Annotated in this window: 14 protein-coding genes; 6 read left to right on the plus strand and 8 right to left on the minus strand. The window is 69.7% G+C overall.

Annotation, left to right across the window (positions count from 1 at the left end; all coding sequences use genetic code 11):
• Nucleotides 1–67: 67 nt before the first annotated feature.
• Both ACF1AJ_RS12400 and ACF1AJ_RS12405 read left to right on the plus strand, forming a co-directional pair.
• Nucleotides 68–814 (plus strand): response regulator transcription factor, encoded by a 747-nt coding sequence (locus tag ACF1AJ_RS12400; RefSeq protein WP_391507638.1) that lies wholly within the window; start codon nt 68–70, stop codon nt 812–814.
• The gene (locus ACF1AJ_RS12405; RefSeq protein ID WP_391507639.1) at nt 811–2244 is read left to right on the plus strand and encodes a sensor histidine kinase; all 1434 of its coding nucleotides are present in this window, start codon (nt 811–813) and stop codon (nt 2242–2244) included. The genes ACF1AJ_RS12400 and ACF1AJ_RS12405 overlap by 4 nt, the downstream gene beginning before the upstream one ends.
• A 33-nt stretch (nt 2245–2277) precedes the next feature.
• Here the strand turns inward: ACF1AJ_RS12405 and ACF1AJ_RS12410 are convergent, their stop codons facing one another.
• On the minus strand, nt 2278–3111 hold the full coding sequence (locus ACF1AJ_RS12410) for an aldo/keto reductase (RefSeq protein ID WP_391507640.1): 834 nt from the start codon (nt 3109–3111) through the stop codon (nt 2278–2280).
• Between the two features lie 62 nt (nt 3112–3173).
• Nucleotides 3174–6857 carry a proline dehydrogenase family protein gene (locus ACF1AJ_RS12415; protein ID WP_391507641.1) on the minus strand — a complete coding sequence of 1228 codons (3684 nt, stop codon included), beginning with the start codon at nt 6855–6857 and terminating at the stop codon, nt 3174–3176.
• 94 nt (nt 6858–6951) lie between these two features.
• Between ACF1AJ_RS12415 and ACF1AJ_RS12420 the strand changes: the two genes are divergently transcribed.
• Complete coding sequence (locus ACF1AJ_RS12420; protein WP_391507642.1) at nt 6952–8541, plus strand: phytoene desaturase family protein; 1590 nt, start codon at nt 6952–6954, stop codon at nt 8539–8541.
• 85 nt (nt 8542–8626) lie between these two features.
• Entirely contained in the window at nt 8627–9178 is a 552-nt protein-coding gene (locus ACF1AJ_RS12425) for an SRPBCC domain-containing protein (RefSeq protein WP_391507643.1), read from the plus strand.
• Nucleotides 9179–9197: 19 nt separating this feature from the next.
• Here ACF1AJ_RS12425 and ACF1AJ_RS12430 read toward each other — a convergent pair whose 3' ends face one another.
• The gene (locus tag ACF1AJ_RS12430) at nt 9198–10178 is read right to left on the minus strand and encodes a DNA-3-methyladenine glycosylase family protein (RefSeq protein ID WP_391507644.1); all 981 of its coding nucleotides are present in this window, start codon (nt 10176–10178) and stop codon (nt 9198–9200) included.
• A gap of 86 nt (nt 10179–10264) precedes the next feature.
• Between ACF1AJ_RS12430 and ACF1AJ_RS12435 the strand changes: the two genes are divergently transcribed.
• Nucleotides 10265–11635, plus strand: a complete 1371-nt coding sequence (locus ACF1AJ_RS12435; RefSeq protein ID WP_391507645.1) for an FAD-binding oxidoreductase — start codon at nt 10265–10267, stop codon at nt 11633–11635.
• Between the two features lie 15 nt (nt 11636–11650).
• Here ACF1AJ_RS12435 and ACF1AJ_RS12440 read toward each other — a convergent pair whose 3' ends face one another.
• The 4 genes from ACF1AJ_RS12440 to ACF1AJ_RS12455 all read right to left on the minus strand — a co-directional run bounded on the left by ACF1AJ_RS12440 (nt 11651) and on the right by ACF1AJ_RS12455 (nt 14868).
• Nucleotides 11651–12211: an acyl-CoA thioesterase gene (locus ACF1AJ_RS12440; protein WP_391507646.1), complete on the minus strand. Its 561-nt coding sequence runs from the start codon at nt 12209–12211 to the stop codon at nt 11651–11653.
• Nucleotides 12212–12320: 109 nt separating this feature from the next.
• A complete protein-coding gene (locus ACF1AJ_RS12445) occupies nt 12321–12635 on the minus strand; it encodes a nuclear transport factor 2 family protein (RefSeq protein WP_391508758.1) in 315 nt (104 codons plus the stop codon).
• Nucleotides 12636–12698: 63 nt separating this feature from the next.
• Nucleotides 12699–14519: a 2-succinyl-5-enolpyruvyl-6-hydroxy-3-cyclohexene-1-carboxylic-acid synthase gene (gene menD / locus ACF1AJ_RS12450; RefSeq protein WP_391507647.1), complete on the minus strand. Its 1821-nt coding sequence runs from the start codon at nt 14517–14519 to the stop codon at nt 12699–12701.
• Nucleotides 14512–14868, minus strand: a complete 357-nt coding sequence (locus ACF1AJ_RS12455) for a PLD nuclease N-terminal domain-containing protein (RefSeq protein WP_020076048.1) — start codon at nt 14866–14868, stop codon at nt 14512–14514. The genes menD and ACF1AJ_RS12455 overlap by 8 nt, the downstream gene beginning before the upstream one ends.
• 42 nt (nt 14869–14910) lie before the next feature.
• Between ACF1AJ_RS12455 and ACF1AJ_RS12460 the strand changes: the two genes are divergently transcribed.
• A complete protein-coding gene (locus ACF1AJ_RS12460) occupies nt 14911–15204 on the plus strand; it encodes a DUF4229 domain-containing protein (protein ID WP_391507648.1) in 294 nt (97 codons plus the stop codon).
• Nucleotides 15205–15213: 9 nt separating this feature from the next.
• On the opposite strand, the gene ACF1AJ_RS12465 is transcribed toward ACF1AJ_RS12460, so the two are convergent.
• Nucleotides 15214–16197 carry a 1,4-dihydroxy-2-naphthoate polyprenyltransferase gene (locus ACF1AJ_RS12465; RefSeq protein WP_309858039.1) on the minus strand — a complete coding sequence of 328 codons (984 nt, stop codon included), beginning with the start codon at nt 16195–16197 and terminating at the stop codon, nt 15214–15216.
• Between the last annotated feature and the right edge of the window lie 4 nt (nt 16198–16201).

Here is a 16201-nt window from a genome sequence, read left to right on the forward strand (position 1 = left end):
AGCGCGCCGGCTCGGCGCGAGGGCACGATCCGAGCACCGGCACGGGGAACAGTGGCACGATGGGCGCATGAAACTGCTCGTTGTCGAAGACGATCCCGACATGGGAGGCCTCGTCCAGCGCGGTCTGGCGGCCGAGGGCTACGACGTCACCCTGGTCACCAACGGCGTCGACGCCCTCATCGCGCTGCGCGGCGACACGTTCTCCGCTGCGGCGATCGACGTGATGCTGCCCGGCATGAGCGGCTTCGAGCTGTGCCGTCACATCCGTGAGGCGTCGAACCCGATGCCGATCCTCCTGCTGACGGCGCGCGACGCGATCGAGGACCGCGTCCATGGCCTCGACTCGGGGGCGGACGACTACCTGACGAAGCCGTTCGCGTTCGCCGAGCTCGCCGCCCGCGTCCGCGCGCTGCTGCGCCGCGAGCCCACGGGGATGCGGCCGCAGGTGAGCGTCGGACGCCTGACGATCGACTCGCATGAGCACCAGGCGCTCGTCGCCGGGCACGAGATGCCGTTGAGCCGCCGCGAGTTCACCCTTTTGCGCCTCTTCGCCACGAACCCAAACAAGACACTGTCGCGCTCCGACATCCTCGAGTCGGTGTGGGGCACCACCGAGAACATCGGCACCAACGTCATCGACCAGTACGTCTCGTACCTCCGGAAGAAGCTGGATGCGGCGGGCGCCGGACTGAACATCGTCACCGAGCGGGGCCGCGGCTACCGTCTCGATGCCCGCAATGCGGTCGACACCAAGCGCACGACGTCGGGCGGCGACCATATCCCGAGTAGCCACGACACCGCATCCACGTCGTGAATCGACTGCGGCGCCTCTCGATCACGGCGCGCATCACGATCGGCAGTCTGATCGTCGCGGCGCTGTTCGGTCTGGTCGCCGTCTTCATCATCCGCGTCGGGGTGTCGTCCATCCTCCACAACGCGACCGTCACTCTGCTGAGCAATGACGTCGCCGCGCCGGTCGAATCGTTGCCGTCGAAGCCGACGGGTCCGTTCGATCTCCCGGGCGGCGGCCAGGAGCTCGCCATCGTCGCCGAGGATGGCACCATCCTTGCGTCGACCATGCCGCAGGCGCTTGAGGACCGCATCGGGCGCCTGATCGATCAGGGCCGGGAGCCGCGCGAGGTGCAGGTGGGCGACGACCACTATCTCGTCCTCTCACGAAGCGTCACCACGTCGGACGGCGTGATGCACGTCGTCGCCGCGCGGAACGACGAGACGACCGCGCTCATCCTCGACCGGCTGACGGCGGCCCTGCTCGCGGGCGCCGGTGTGCTGATCCTCGCGTTCGGCGCGGCGTCGTGGCTGCTCGCGCGCGCGGCGCTCCGGCCGGTGAGCCGGATGCGGGAGCAGGCGGATCGTATCGCCGGCTCGACCCCGCAGGAGGCGGCTCTCTTGACCGTCGGACCCGCCCAGGACGAGCTGTCGGAGCTCGCGACAACGCTCAACGATCTGATCCTGCGCCTCCGGGCCTCGGCCGAGCGGGAACGTCAGATGGTGTCCGACGCCAGCCATGAACTGCGCACGCCGCTGGCCGTGCTTCGTGGACAGCTGGAGCTCGCCGAGCTGGATGCGGGGGATCCGCACGCCCTGCTGACGGACATCCGGGCATCGCACGCGACGGCGATCCGACTGGCGGCGCTCGCCAACAACCTGCTGGAGCTGTCGCGCATCGAGGCCGGGCCGTCGAGCGGCCGGATCGACTGGCGCACCCTCGTGGACGAGCTGACGGACGCGATCGACCGGGCCCGGCTGCTGGTGAGCAGCGACGATGAGGCTGCCGGTATCTCGGTCGACTTCGAGTACGACCCCCGGCAGCGTCCTGACCCGGAAGCCCGTGTCGCGCTGTCCCCCACCGATTTCGGGCGCATCCTCGACAACCTGCTGGCGAACGCGATCATCGCCATCCGGTCCTGCGGCGAAGACCTCCCTGAAGCGACGGTCGTCGCCTCGCTGTCCCTGGTCCAGACCGGGGACGGCCCTGACGGCAGCGAGTCGGTGGTGCTGACGGTCCGGGATTCCGGCCCCGGCATGCCGGAGGACTTCATCCCGGTCGCTCTGGATCGCTTCACGCGCGCCGACGGCTCGCGCACGGGTCAGTCGGGTGGCGGGCTGGGGCTCGCGATCGTCGGCGCGTTGGCGGATGCAGCGGGCGGACGTGTCCTGCTCGCGAACGCCGAACCCAACGGCCTGACGGTGACGGTGACTCTGCCCCTGCGCCGCGACTGACCGTCCGCCCCCGGACCGCCAGCGCCCCGAACCTCAGTGGCCGGACCGGTCCGAGTCCACGCCGGCGTCGGGACCTTCGTCGAGGGTGTCGAGCGCGCTCAGGTCGTCGGCATCGAGCTCGAAGTCGAAGACGGACAGGTTCTCGGCCATGCGCTCGGGGTTGCGCGATTTCGGGATGGCGACGAGCCCGTTCTGCACATGCCAGCGGAGCACGATCTGGCTCGGCGTCCTGCCGTGCTTCTCGGCGAGCCCGGCGAGCACCGGGGCGGCGAGCAAGTCACCCGTTCCGCCGATCGGGCTCCACGATTCGGTGACGATGTCGTGCTCGCTGTCGTACGCGCGCTGTTCGCGGCGGGGAATGGCCGGGCTGAGCTGGATCTGGTTGGCCGCCGGGGTGACGCCCGTCTCGGAGATGAGGCGGTCGATGTGCGCCGGCTTGAAGTTCGAGACTCCGATGGCGCGCGCCTTGCCGGCGTCCCGCAGGCGGATGAAGGTCTCCCACGTGGAGACGTACTGGTCGCGCTGCGGCAGCGGCCAGTGGATGAGCAGCAGATCGACGTAGTCGAGCCCGAGGCGAGCCAGGCTGTCGTCGAGGCCGGCCACGGCCCGGTCATCGCCCTGATAGGTGCCGTCGAGCTTGGTCGTGACGAACCAGTCCTCGCGCTCGACGCCACTCCGCGCGAGGCCACGGCCGACGCCGACCTCGTTGCCGTACTTGACCGCCGTGTCGATATGCCGGTAGCCGACTTCGGCAGCCGCGACGATGGCCTTTTCGACCTCGGCGTCGTCCAGCGGCCAGGTGCCCAGACCGAGTTGCGGGATGCTGCCACCATCGGCGAGCGGCAGGGAGGGGATCGAAGGGGTCATGTCGGTCACAGTACGCGTTACCTTCCACTCGGGGGGTGCGGTCGGGATGGGTCGGAATGGGCTCAGAGGATGTCGTCCGACAGGTGCGTCGGGTTGCCGAAGCGGTGGTTCGTGATCGAGATGGCCTGCTCGTGGAGGAACGTGAGCACCTCGACCCTCCCGGACGGCGTGACCGGTCCGCTGTAGACCGCGACGTCGGGGCTGCCTCCCAGGGCCGTCGCGAGCGCGACCGGATCCCCTCCGATGAGCCGGATGCGATGAGCTGGGACGCGGTGCGCGCGGATACGGGAAAGCCAGTGCGCGTCGGACTCGACAACGACCTCGATCTCCCGGTCACGCAGCAGCGCGTGCATCCCGCGTGGCAGCTTCACCGGAGTGCTCACAGAGAAGGGCGAGCGTGCCACCGTTCCTGCCGCCATCACCCGCAGCAGCTCGGGAAGCGAGCTGCCCTCCGACAGCCGGATCGCCACGGGCACCGGCCGATATCGGAAGAGGTTGCGTTCGACGCCGAGCCCCGAGACGTCCTTCACCCGGTGGTATTCGGTCGCGACGGCGATGGCGTCACTCAGGGCGGACCGCCGAACCAGGTCGAAGGACGGGTAGTCCATCGAGGACTGCCCGGACTCGATGAGGTCGGAGACCCGGGTCTCCAGACCGCGGAGGTGCAAGCTCGAGCTCGAGTGCCCTGCTTCCGGGATCCAGCTTCCGAGTCCGAGCAGGTAGTTCGGCCCTCCGGCCTTGGTTCCGGCTCCGACGGAGGACCGCTTCCATCCGCCGAACGGCTGCCGGCGCACGATGGCACCGGTGATGCCGCGGTTGACGTACAGGTTGCCTGCCTCGACGGTGTCGAGCCAATGCACGAGCTCGTCACGGTCGAGCGAGTGCAGCCCGGCGGTGAGTCCGTACTCGACCGCATTCTGGTAGCGGATCGCCTCGTCCAGGTCACGCGCGGTCATGATGCCGAGCACCGGCCCGAAGAACTCCGTCAGGTGGAAGTACGAGCCGGGCTGGACGCCGGTGCGCACTCCGGGACTCCAGAGCCGCCCGGAGTCGTCGAGACGGCGCGGCTCGACGAGCCATTCCTCCTCGGCGCCGAGCGTCGTGAGGGCGTGCAACAGCTTGCCCGACGCGGGCTCGATGAGCGGCCCCATCTGGCTGGCCGGGTCCTGCGGGAAACCGACCCGCATGCTGGTCACGGCGTCCACGAGCTGGTTGCGGAAGCGTTGCGACTTCGCGACCGAGCCGACCAGGATGACGAGGCTCGCGGCGGAGCACTTCTGACCGGCATGACCGAAGGCGCTCTTGACGATGTCGGAGACAGCGAGGTCGTAATCGGCGCTCGGAGTCACGATGATGGCGTTCTTGCCGCTGGTCTCGGCGAGGAGCGGCAGATCCGGACGCCAGGAGCGGAAGAGCTTCGCCGTCTCGTACGAGCCGGTGAGGATGACCCGGTCTACCCGCCGATCGGCGATCAGCTGCTGTCCGAGCTCGTTCTCGGCGACATCGATCAGGGCGAGCAGGTGGCGAGGGATGCCGGACTCCCACAGCGCCTCCACCATCACCGCCGCGGAGCGCCGGGCCTGAGGAGCCGGCTTGATGATCACGCCGCTGCCCGCGGCGAGCGCTGCCAGCACCGACCCGGCAGGGATGGCGACCGGGAAGTTCCACGGCGGAGCCACAACGGTCAGGGCACTCGGGACGAACTGCGCGCCCTGTACTGCGTCCAACTCCCGGGCGCGGCTGGCGTAGTAGTGGGCGAAGTCGACCGCCTCGCTGACCTCCGGGTCCGCTTCGGCGATGGTCTTGCCCGTCTCGGCCGCCATCACCTCGATCAGTCGATCGCGATTGGCCTCCAGGGCATGCCCCGCGCGGTCGAGGATCGCCGCGCGGTCGTGGCCGGAGCGCGCTCCCCACTCCCGACCGGCCTCCGCGACCATCCCGAGGATGGCATCGAGACGTCCGGCGTCTTGGACGGCCGCACCGGCGATGGTCTCCTCGCCCAGAGTCGACGCGGCGGAGCGGGCGAGGATTCGCCGGCCCCACGCGCGGTTCGCCGCACGGGACGGATCGGTGTCCGGAGCATTCCGGAAGTCGTCGGCCCCCGCCGACGCAACCGCCGGGGCGGCGGAGCTGGGCGCCGCCTCGTCCGGCGGAGTCAGCTCGATGCCGCCCGACCCTCTGGTCAGCCCCAGCACCACGCTCGTGAGCCCCTGCTCTTCGGGCGTCGCGGGCGCGGCGGGCGCGGGCGGTGCCGGAGGACGCGTGAAGGACGGCGCCGAGGCCTCTTCCCACTCCCGCGCGCGATCCTGCTGCCGGTTCGGAACCGGCGCGGTGCCGCGCGGGCCGGAGTCGCCCTCCAACTCGCCGACGGACGCGAGGAAGCGCTGCTTCTCGCGCTCGAACAGTTCCGGGTCGGATCCGAGCTGGAACACGGCCGACATGAAGTTCTCGGGACTGGCGTTCTCTTCGAGCCGGCGGATCAGGTACGAGATCGCCACGTCGAATTCACGGGGGTCGACGACCGGGGTGTACAGCAGGAGCTCACCTACCGTGCGCTTGACCGCCTCCGCCTGGGCGGTCGCCATCCCGAGCAGCATCTCGAAGTCGATCCGCGCGGTTACTCCGCGCTTCTGCGCGAGCAGCCAGGCGTAGGCGATGTCGAAGAGGTTGTGCCCCGCGACGCCGATTTTGACGGCATCCGTGTGTTCCGGAGTGAGAGCCCAGTCGAGCACCCGCTTGTAGTTCGCGTCGGTCGACTGCTTCGTGCCGTACGTGGCGAGCGGCCAGCCGTGGATCGTCGCATCCACGCGCTCCATCACCAGGTTCGCGCCCTTGACGACCCGGATCTTGATCGGCGCTCCACCCTGCGCGCGCCGCTGGGTCGACCACTCGGTCAGCGTCTGAAGCGCGTCCAGAGCGTCCGGCAGATACGCCTGCAGCACGATGCCCGCCTCGAGCCCCAGCAGCTGCGGCTTGCTGAGGATGCTGGTGAAGACCGCAATCGTCAGGTCGAGATCGCGGTACTCCTCCATATCGAGGTTGATGAACTTCGGGGTCGGCGACGCGGCGGCGAGCTCGTACAGAGGGGTGAGCCGTTCCACCACGCGCTCGACCGTCTCGTCGAACGCCCACATCGACAGCTGCGACGCGATCGAGGACACCTTGATCGAGACATAGTCGACGTCTTCCCGGGCGAGGAGTGTCCGGGTCCCCTCGAGCCGCCGAAGCGCCTCCGTCTCGCCGAGCACCGCCTCCCCGAGCAGGTTCAGATTGAGCCGTGCTCCATGACCGTCTGGGTCGTCGGGCGACCGAAGCCGCGCGATCGCCGGCCCCAGCTTCTCGGGTGTCGCATCGACCACGAGGTGCCCCACCATCCGCCGCAGCACGCGGCGCGCGATCGGGATCACCACCCACGGGAGGACCGGACCGAACACGCCGCCCAGCCAGATCGCGATCCGCATGTACCACGGCAGGAAGGCGGGGATGCGCTTGGCCACCCGCTGCAGGTTGTACCCGGCGACGAACAGGTCTTGCGGTCGCGCGACGCCGTCGACGAAGCCCACGGCGAAGTCGAGACCGTGCGGGTCGCTGAGCACCCCCGCGAGTCTTTCGGCGGCGGGATCCTGGCGGGGCGCGGAGCCGTCGTCCCCGCGCGCGCTCTCGGCGAGCCAGCGCTGCACCAGCTCGACCGCCTCGTGAGCGATCGCCGCCGGGCGCGCCGCGGCGCCATCCGTTGTGTCGACCATGATGACGACACTATTACCCGGCGCTGGGCGGCCCCGGAAGCGACCTGAAGATGTGGAGAACTGACGGTTATCCACCGCGGCTAGAGTCGATTCCATGACCGACCGCTCCTCCTCCCCCGCCGCCGCGACCCACGACATCGTGATCGTCGGAGGAGGGCACAACGGCCTCACCGCCGCGGCGTACCTCGCACGGGCCGGCAAGTCCGTCATCCTGCTCGAACGGCTGGATGAAGTGGGCGGCGCCGCGGTCAGCGCGCAGGCGTTCGCGGGTGTCGAAGCGCGCCTCTCGCGCTACTCCTACCTGGTCAGCCTGCTGCCGCAGCGCATCATCGACGACCTGGGGCTCGACATCCGCCTGGCCCGCCGCCGCTACTCGTCGTACACGCCGGTTCCCGGCGACCCCGACGGCGCGGGACTGCTGATCGACAACACCGATGCGACGGCGACCGCGGCATCCTTCGCCCGGATCGGCGCGGCCGACGACGCGGACGCCTTCGACGGCGTCTACGAGAGCACCGGCGAACTCGCGCGCGCACTCTGGCCGACCGTGACCGAGCCCCTCCTCACGCGGACGGAGGCCCGGGCGCTGGTCGGCGACGACGAGCTCTGGCAGGCGATGATCGAGCGCCCGATCGGTGAGTTCATCGAATCCCGCCTGCAGAGCGACCTGGTGCGCGGGGTCGTCGCGACCGACGCCCTCATCGGCACCTTCGCCAGCCTCGCCGATCCGGAACTCGCGCAGAACCGGTGCTTCCTCTATCACGTCATAGGCCAAGGCACGGGCGAGTGGGATGTCCCCGTCGGCGGGATGGGCGCCGTCACCGGCGAGCTCGCCCGCGTCGCCCGTGAGGCCGGCGCCCGCATCGTCACCGGCGCCGAGGTGACGAGGATCGACCCGGACGGGACCGTCGAATACCGGCGGAACGGCCACGAGCGGCGAGTGGTCGGCCGCCACGTGCTCGCCAACGTCGCCCCCGGCGTGCTCGACCGGCTACTGGGCGAGACCGCGGAGCCGGCCGCACCCAAGGCCGAGGGCGCCCAGGTGAAGGTGAACCTGCTCCTGAAGCGCCTCCCGCGACTGCGCGACGAGGCGATCGACCCGAAGGCGGCGTTCGGCGGGACGTTCCACATCAACGAGACCTACTCGCAACTCGAGGAGGCCTACGCGGGCATGACCCGCGGAGTGATGCCCGACCTCCTCCCCTGCGAGATCTACTGCCACACCCTGGCCGACCCGAGCATCCTCGACCCGGAGCTCGCCGAGAGCGGCGCTCAGACCATCACGGTGTTCGGGCTGCACACCCCCGACCGCTGGCTCACAGACGAGAACAACGACGCCACCCGCCAGCGGCTTCAGGATGCGGTGCTCGCCTCCCTCAACTCGGTCCTCGCCGAGCCGGTCGAAGACCTCCTGCTCACCGACGCGGACGGCAACCCGTGCATCGAGACGAAGACCACGCGCGACCTCGAGCAGGCGCTCAACATGCCGGGCGGCAACATCTTCCACGGCCCCCTCTCCTGGCCGTTCGCGGAGGACGACGACGCCCTCGACACCCCGGCCGAGCGCTGGGGCGTGGCGACGCGGCATCCGCGCATCCTGATGTGCGGCTCCGGGGCCCGGCGCGGCGGTGCGGTGAGCGGACTCGGCGGACACAACGCGGCGATGGCGGTGCTCGAAGGCTGAGAGCACTCGCAAGCCGCCCTCTGCCGATTCGGGACGAGCGTGACTAGTGTGTGGATCACCAGAGGCTGAGCCGACGGAGGTCATCATGATGCCGCAGCCGACAGGAAGACTGGTCCGCAAGGACGACGGGGTCTACCTCGTCCTCGACCGGATGTTCAAAGCGCCCATCGAGGAGGTGTGGACCTTCTTCAGCCGCTCACCGCGGCTTGCGGAATGGCTGGGCGAATACAAGGGCACCGGGTCGACCGGGGCGGTCAAGTTCCGCATGACCGTGGACGGCGACGACAATGACTGGCAGGACGTTTCCGTGATGGAGTGCTCCGCGCCGCATCGCCTCCACGCCGATGTCGGGGGTGCCGACGCATCGCACCGGATGTTCGTGCATCTACGCGAGGCGAGCGGCCACACCACGGTCACTGTGGGCCGACGGTTGCGGTCGCTCGTGGAGGAAGCGGACTCCGGACCCCGCTGGGACTACTACCTCGACCGTCTGGTGGCCGTGCACGATCACAAACCGCTCCCCGAATGGAGCAGCTACAGCCCGGCCATGACCGAGCACTACCGGACCCTGTGCCGGGAGCTCGACCGCGATCTGCGATCCGAGCACACCGCCGCGCGGTCGGGGACTGCCGGCTGAAGCCAGCGCTTCAGCGGGCTCAGTGCCAGCGATGCTCCTGCAGCGTCACGCGCGGGCCGCGCCGCTGGAAGCGGAAGCCGCTCGCGAAGATCAGCCGCACGACGCGTTGCCGGTGGCCGGCCCAGGGCTCGAGCAGTTCGAGCATCCCGTCGTCGTCGACCCGACGGCCGATGAGCGCTTCGCCGACCTGGTGCGCGAGGTGGTAGTCGCCGACGCTGACCAGATCGGGGTGGCCATGAGAACGCTGAAGCGTCTCCGCGGCCGTCCAGAGACCGACGCCCGGGATGGACTGCAGCACGGTCTCCGCTTCGGCGAGGGTCGGAGCGCTGTCGGTCGCACGTTCGAGTGAGGTAGCGACCGCGAGCACCGCCTGCACCGCTCGTGCCCGGCGAGGATCGACTCCGGCGCGGTGCCACTCCCACGACGGGATGCCGCGCCACTGCTCGAGCGTCGGCGTCACGCGCATCCCCTCCGGCGCGGGACCCGGTGCGGGCTCGCCGTACCAGCGGAGCAGGCGCGACCATGACCGATACGCCTCGAGGCTGGTCACCCGCTGCTCGATGATGGCGGGGATCAGCGCTTCCAGCATCCGCCCGGTCCGCGCCAACCGCAGGCCCGGATTGCGGTGCAGGCTGTCGCGGAGCAGGGGATGACTCGCGACGTCGAGTTCGGACCAGTCGTCGTCCCGGCCGAGCAGGCTCGGAACGGCTGCGATCGCCCACTCCGCTCCCGGTCCCCACGCGGCAGCAGAGACATCACCGGCGGACGCCCGATGGATGCGCAGAGTCGCGGCGCCCATCGGCGTGCGCCAGGTGCGCCACATCCCCCGCAGGTCCCAGGTCGTGGTCGGGTCATACGGACCACGGCCCAGCGGCGCGAGCGTCCCCGAGAGATCGAAGGGGGCCGCCGGCCGATACACCGTCTCGGCGTCCGGCGCCGCCGAGGTGTGTGACCTCGCGCCCGTCGCAGACGCGGGGGCGGAGGGCAGGACGGCGGACATGCTCGAATGCTACGTCACGCACCTGACACTGACCCGTCACAAAAATGGGGTTCCCTCATGTCGGTGGCCTCCCCTACATTTCACCCATGGGAATCGAACTCGACACGAACGCTGTTTCGCGCCTGCGCGAGGCCATCACGGGCACCGTCTACGTCAGAGGCGACGATGGACTCGCGGCGGAGGTCGCCTGCTTCAACCCGGCGATCCGCCATGATCCGGACATCGTGGTCGCCGTCGCGTCTGACGACGATGTCGTAGAGGCGGTCCGCTTCGCCCGCGAAGCCGGAGTCCCGGTGCGCGTACAGGCGACCGGCCACGGCGCGGAGGCACCGATCGTCGGTGGCATGATCGTCTCCACGCGGGGCCTCGACGGACTCTCGATCGATGCCGCTTCCCGCCTGGCCCGCATCGGCGCGGGCCTGCGCTGGGCGCCGGTCATCGTCGCCGCGGCCGAGCACGGCCTGGCACCCGTCACCGGCTCGTCCACCGGCGTTGGCGCGGTCGGCTACACCCTGGGCGGCGGAGTGGGACCCCTCGCCCGCCGCTACGGCTTCACCAGCGATTGGGTGCGCGGGTTCCGTGTCGTCACCGCAGAGGGTGAGCTGGTCACCGCCGACCGCGAGACGAATCCCGACCTCTTCTGGGCTCTGCGCGGCGGTAAGGGCGGCCTGGCCGTCGTCACGGAGATGACGCTTGAGCTGGTGGAGCTCCGCTCGCTCTACGGCGGAAGCGTCTTCTTCGAGGGCGGAGCGATCGAGCCGGCATTGCACGCCTGGGTCGACTGGTCCGCCGAGCTGCCGGACGAGGCGACCACGTCTGTGGTCCTCCTCAACGTGCCGGACGTGGAGGGACCGCCGCCCTTCCTGCGCGGGCGCACCCTCCTCAGCGTCCGGTTCGCCTACCCGGGCGACCCGGCAGAGGGCGAGCAGCTCTTCGCTTCCATCCGGGCGGCAGCGCCGGTCTCTCTCGACTTCGTCGCCGAGATGCCGACGACCGCTGTTGCGAGCATCCACAGCGATCCGGAGGAGGGTGGTCCGACCTGGATCCGCGGTTTCATGCTCGACTCGTTCGACCAGGACTCGGCCGATGTGATCCTCGAACTCGCGGGGCCGGGGTCCGGGTCGCCCTTCGTTGCGGCCGAGATCCGCCAGCTGGGCGGCGCGACCGCGCGCGACCTGGAGGACGGCAGTTCGGTCGGCGGGCGGGACAGCGGCTTCACGCTCAGTCTGATTGCGGGCGATCCGTCGACCTTCGGGGAGGCCGCGCCCGCTCGTGCTCGAGCGATCGCGGAGGCGTTGCACGACACGGTCTCTGCGATCACCAACGTCAACTTCGCCGGTGATCTCTCCGATCGCGCCGCCTTCGAGAGGGTGTGGCCGCCGGCGATTTCGGAGCGGCTCCAGGCGGTGCGTCGGCAGTGGGATCCGGACCGCGTCTTCGCGTTCGGACCGGCCTGACCGGCGGTCGCGGCGTCACTCGCTCCAGATGCTCGGCGCCTCGACGCGAGTCGACGGGAGGGCCGCATCCGCTCCCCAGGCACGCAGCCACTCGGGGACGGTGACATCGGTCGGCGACGGACCGACGGCCTCCAGCAGTTCGTCGATCGTGACGATGCCGCCTCCGCGCTTGAGGAAGCGCCCGCGGATGAACGCCTGCGTGTAGATCTCGCCGCCCACGGTGAATCTCTGCTCGACATAGACGGCCTTCTCGTCGAAGCCGAGGATGCGCGATTCGACGACGAACGGCTGCCACAGTTCCAGCGATTTGCGGAACGAGATCGTCTCCGACGCCACGACCGGGTACCAGCCGCGCTTCTTGAAGATGGCCCAGACGCCGTTGCGCATCAACAAATCGAAGCGTCCGATGTCGGCGATGGACAGGTACACGCCGTTGTTCATGTGCTTCAGGATGTCGAGGTCCGTCGGCAGGACGCGGAATTTCGTGCGCGCCACATCCCAGTGGCCGAGCCGCGCTCCGAATCGGGAGATGATCGCGTGAAGCATCGTCCGGAAGATCATGTGCACGGCGATCATGTTAGTGATCCGCCACCGCACCGGCGCATCCGTTGTGCAATGTCTCCAAGCGTCGGTCGGCCGAGGTGGATGCGGCTTGTGCGCTCCGCATCACGTCGACGGGATGAGATCAGCTGATCCGGAGGCTGGCGATGCGACCGTCGCGCAGCTGGAACTCCATCGGGCCCGTCCCGTTGAATCCGTCGCCCGTCACCGTCAGCGTGACGATCCAGGTGCCGGGCTGCGAGCCCTCACGAGCGTCGACGAGCTCGAAGTGCGACTTCACGCCGATGTTGTCTGTGCTGTCCCAGCTCCGCACCCCGGCGTGGCCGTGAAACTCGCGACCCCAGTCGTTCAGGTACGCATCGTCGGTGAAGGTGTCGACGAATCCGCGGGAATCTCCGTCGTTGGTCGTGTCGATGAACCGCTGGATGGGTTCGGGCAGTCCGTCGTGCGCCTTGGCTGTCTCCTGTCGTCGTCAGTGCGTCCGAGGAGAATCACAGCACGTTCAGCGCGGCAGCGGAACCTCGACGATGCTCGTGCCGGCCGGGGGCGCGGAGAGGGCCTGGTCCAGCTCGCCCTTGGTGCGGACCACCGTGTGGTGCCAGCCGTACGCGTGGGCGAGCGCCGAGATGTCGACCCCCTGGGGCGTGTAGAGGACGCGGTCGAAGGCGTCGGAGCTTGCGGTGGCGGCGACCTCCAGTCCGTCGAAGATCGTGCCGCCGCCGTCGTTGCCCACGATGACCTGCACGTGAGGGCGCGCCTCGCCGGCACCCATCAGCAGCGAGCCGACGTCGTGCAGAAGCGCCAGGTCACCGAGCAGGACACGGGTCACTCCGCTCGGGGTCCCGGCACCGCGTGCCGCTGCCTGACTGGCGAGAGCGATGCCGGTCGCCGTGGCGATGGTTCCGTCGATGCCCGCCAGCCCGCGGTTGGCATGCACGGCGATCTTCTTGCCCGGCACGATGCGGTCGACGTCCCGGATGAGGCGGGAGGCACCGAGCACGAGCCTGTCGTGCGGCCAGGTGTAGCGCCAGACCGCCTCCGCGAGCAGGGCCCGCGTGATCGGAGCCCGGATGGCCGCGAGTTCGGCGGAGGCGAAGGCCAGGGCGTCGGCCGGGTTGAACGAGCGGGCCTTCTCCACGTCCGGCGCGACCGCCGCGGGATCGGCTTCGCGTTCCGCGAGTTCGGCGATGCGCCGGCTGGCGAACACCCAACGGCCGACCCATCCCCGCACCTCCGGCGAGCGGACGTCGATCGTCTCGGCAGCCCGGACCCCTCCGACGATGCGCGCCCGGTGCCCGGGGTTGTACGCCTGCGCCCCGGTGGGGGCGACGACGACGACCTCCACGTCGTCACGGGTGAGCAACGCCGGCACTTCCCTGCTGAGCGTGGGATGACCGAACACGATCGCCCGTTCGACGGCGCCGCCGAACGCGTCCTCGTGCAGCAACTCCCGGTACGACACCACGAGGTTCGGCCCGAAGTGGGCGCCGCTCGAAACCTCGGCCAGAAGCGGGAACCCGGCGTCGCGGGCGAACTCTTCGGCAGCCGGTCCCGCGTCGGCACCTGCGACGACGACGGTCTTCCGTCCGCCGTCGACGGAAACGATGTCGCGTCCGAGCGCCGCCGGTCCGGCGACCGCGGGAAGCGTGCCGTGGAGAGGCTCCGGCAGTGGCGGGACAGCAACGGAGAGCGGTTCGCGGAATGCGATGTTCAGGTGGACGGGCCCGGGATCCGCCGTCTCGGCGCCGACTGCTGCCCGGACTGCCGCTGCACCGAGGGCGGACGCACGGTCGGCTTCGCCGGGCTCGCCCGTCGGCGCGTCCACATCGTCCGACCAGTGGACGGCGGATGCGTAGAGACCGTCCTGCTGCGTCGTCTGGTTCGAGCGGATGCCGCGGAGCTCCTCCGGTCGATCGCCCGTGACGATGATCAGCGGGATGCCCGCCTCGTGTGCTTCGAGGACGGCCGGGTGCAAATTCGCGGTCGCGGTGCCGCTCGTCGTCACGACCACGGCGGGCGCACCGGTCTCGCGGGCCAGCCCAAGGGCGAGGAAGCCGCCGGAGCGCTCGTCGATGCGCACGTGCAGCCGCGCGGAGCCGGATCGCTCGAGCTCGGCCGCGGCGAGCGCGAGCGCCTGCGACCGGGAACCCGGGCTCACGACCAGGTCACGCACACCGTTTCGTACGAGGGCGCTCAGAAGCGCCAGCGAGAAGTCCGTCGCCGGATTTCCGGTGACCGCGCTGCCGCTGGCGGCGCTCATGCCCGGATGGACCGGACTCGTGCCGACCGAGGTGACGTCGCCCGCGTGCGGGCGGTCACCCATCCCGGCGGCCGGTCTGATCGTTGTCGGGACCGTTGTCGTCCAGCTCGGCGAGCTCCTTCTCGAGCTGCCGGATGCGCTCCTCCTGGTCGTGGTCCATCCGGAGCTTGCCCAGGAATTCGGGGTCGTCGTCCGGTGCGCTCACGCGACGCGCGAGGTCCGCCTTCCGACGGCCCCGGCCTATCAGGAACCAGAGGATCCCGCCGATGACCGGGAACAGGATGATGACGAGCAGCCACACGGGCTTCGGAAGGCCACGCACTCGAGAACGGTCGAACAGGGCGCAGTCTGCCACCGAATAGATGTAGAACACCACGGCTGCGACGCCGAGGGCTATCCAGAGGCGAACCATGGGTCAATCGTAACTCTCAGAGACGCTCTCTAAGCTGGGAGGGTGAAGCGGATTCCCTCTTGGATCACCTACACCGTGCTGCGCCTCCTGGTGTTCGCGGTGCCGCTCGTGCTCCTGCTTCTGGTTGGCCTCGTCTGGTGGCTCGCCGTCATCGCGGCCGCGCTGATCGGCCTGTGCCTCTCGTACATCTTCCTGAGCCGACCGCGTAACGCGGTGTCGTCCGATCTGTACGCGGTCCGTCACCGCGAGAAGCCGGTGCGGTCGGAGGACGACGACGTCGAGGACGCGGCGGTCGACGGCGCGACCGCCGAGACGGGGGAGCGCAAGCGAGACTGACGCCCCGCGTCAGAACGCGTAGGCAGCGCCGAGGGCGATCGCTACCAGCAGACCGGTGAGACTCGTCAGTTGCAGAGCCGTGATGAGTTCGCGCGGTGTGCGGCTGAACAGCGTGATCACGCACGCCGGCAGCGCCGCGAGGAGGGCGAACATCCCGTACCAGGCGAACGGGTAGAAGACGGCCAGCACCGCGAGGATGCCGAAGGGCACGAGGAGCAGCACGCAGAACGCGATGCGGGATGCGACCCGGCCGAGCAGGACCGCGAGGGTCCGCTTGCCCGCCAGCTTGTCCGGTTCGATGTCGCGGATGTTGTTCACCATCAGGACGGCACACGCGATGAGACCGGCGATCACCCCGCCGTACCAGGCCTCCTGGTTGACGAGGCCGGCGAGCATGTAGGTGGTCCCGGCCGTGGCGACGAGCCCGAAGAAGACGAAGACGAAGACCTCGCCGAGGCCGTAATACCCGTAGGGTCGCTTGCCGCCGGTGTAGAACCATGCCGCCGCGATGGCGGCGGCGCCGACGATCAGCACCCACCAGTACTGCGTCAGGATGACCAGGATGAGACCGGCGACGGCCGCGAGCCCGAAGAAGGTCAGCGCGACGGTCAGCACGGCGCGGGGTGTCGCCTTCCCGGAGCCGGTGAGGCGCCCCGGTCCGACCCGGAACTCGTCCGTTCCCCGGATGCCATCCGAGTAGTCGTTGGCGTAGTTGACGCCGATCTGGAGCAGGACGGCGACGGCGAGGCACAGCAGCGCCCGCACCGGATGCCAGACGCCCGGACCCTCGGCGACCTTCGCAGCGCCGACACCGATCAGGACCGGTGCGATGGCGAGGGGAAGGGTGCGGAGGCGAGCGCCGGCGATCCAGTCGGCGGTCGTCGCGGGCTTCGCGGGAGCGGAGGCGGCGCCGGGACGCCGACTCCGGCCGCCGCGCGGCCCACGGGAGGTCTGCGGCGCCATGCGCTCCATGCGGGGCTTGTTCTGACTCATCACA

This window comes from Leifsonia sp. NPDC014704, assembly GCF_043083605.1.
GTDB lineage: Bacteria > Actinomycetota > Actinomycetes > Actinomycetales > Microbacteriaceae > Leifsonia.

Bases quoted from the DNA above. Each gene is read 5' to 3' on its own strand.
- ACF1AJ_RS12400 (WP_391507638.1), top strand. From the start codon at position 68: ATGAAACTGCTCGTTGTCGAAGACGATCCCGACATGGGAGGCCTCGTC.
- ACF1AJ_RS12410 (WP_391507640.1), bottom strand. From the start codon at position 3,111: ATGACCCCTTCGATCCCCTCCCTGCCGCTCGCCGATGGTGGCAGCATC.
- ACF1AJ_RS12415 (WP_391507641.1), bottom strand. From the start codon at position 6,857: ATGGTCGACACAACGGATGGCGCCGCGGCGCGCCCGGCGGCGATCGCT.
- ACF1AJ_RS12420 (WP_391507642.1), top strand. From the start codon at position 6,952: ATGACCGACCGCTCCTCCTCCCCCGCCGCCGCGACCCACGACATCGTG.
- ACF1AJ_RS12425 (WP_391507643.1), top strand. From the start codon at position 8,627: ATGATGCCGCAGCCGACAGGAAGACTGGTCCGCAAGGACGACGGGGTC.
- ACF1AJ_RS12430 (WP_391507644.1), bottom strand. From the start codon at position 10,178: ATGTCCGCCGTCCTGCCCTCCGCCCCCGCGTCTGCGACGGGCGCGAGG.
- ACF1AJ_RS12435 (WP_391507645.1), top strand. From the start codon at position 10,265: ATGGGAATCGAACTCGACACGAACGCTGTTTCGCGCCTGCGCGAGGCC.
- ACF1AJ_RS12440 (WP_391507646.1), bottom strand. From the start codon at position 12,211: ATGATCGCCGTGCACATGATCTTCCGGACGATGCTTCACGCGATCATC.
- menD (WP_391507647.1), bottom strand. From the start codon at position 14,519: ATGGGTGACCGCCCGCACGCGGGCGACGTCACCTCGGTCGGCACGAGT.
- ACF1AJ_RS12455 (WP_020076048.1), bottom strand. From the start codon at position 14,868: ATGGTTCGCCTCTGGATAGCCCTCGGCGTCGCAGCCGTGGTGTTCTAC.
- ACF1AJ_RS12465 (WP_309858039.1), bottom strand. From the start codon at position 16,197: ATGAGTCAGAACAAGCCCCGCATGGAGCGCATGGCGCCGCAGACCTCC.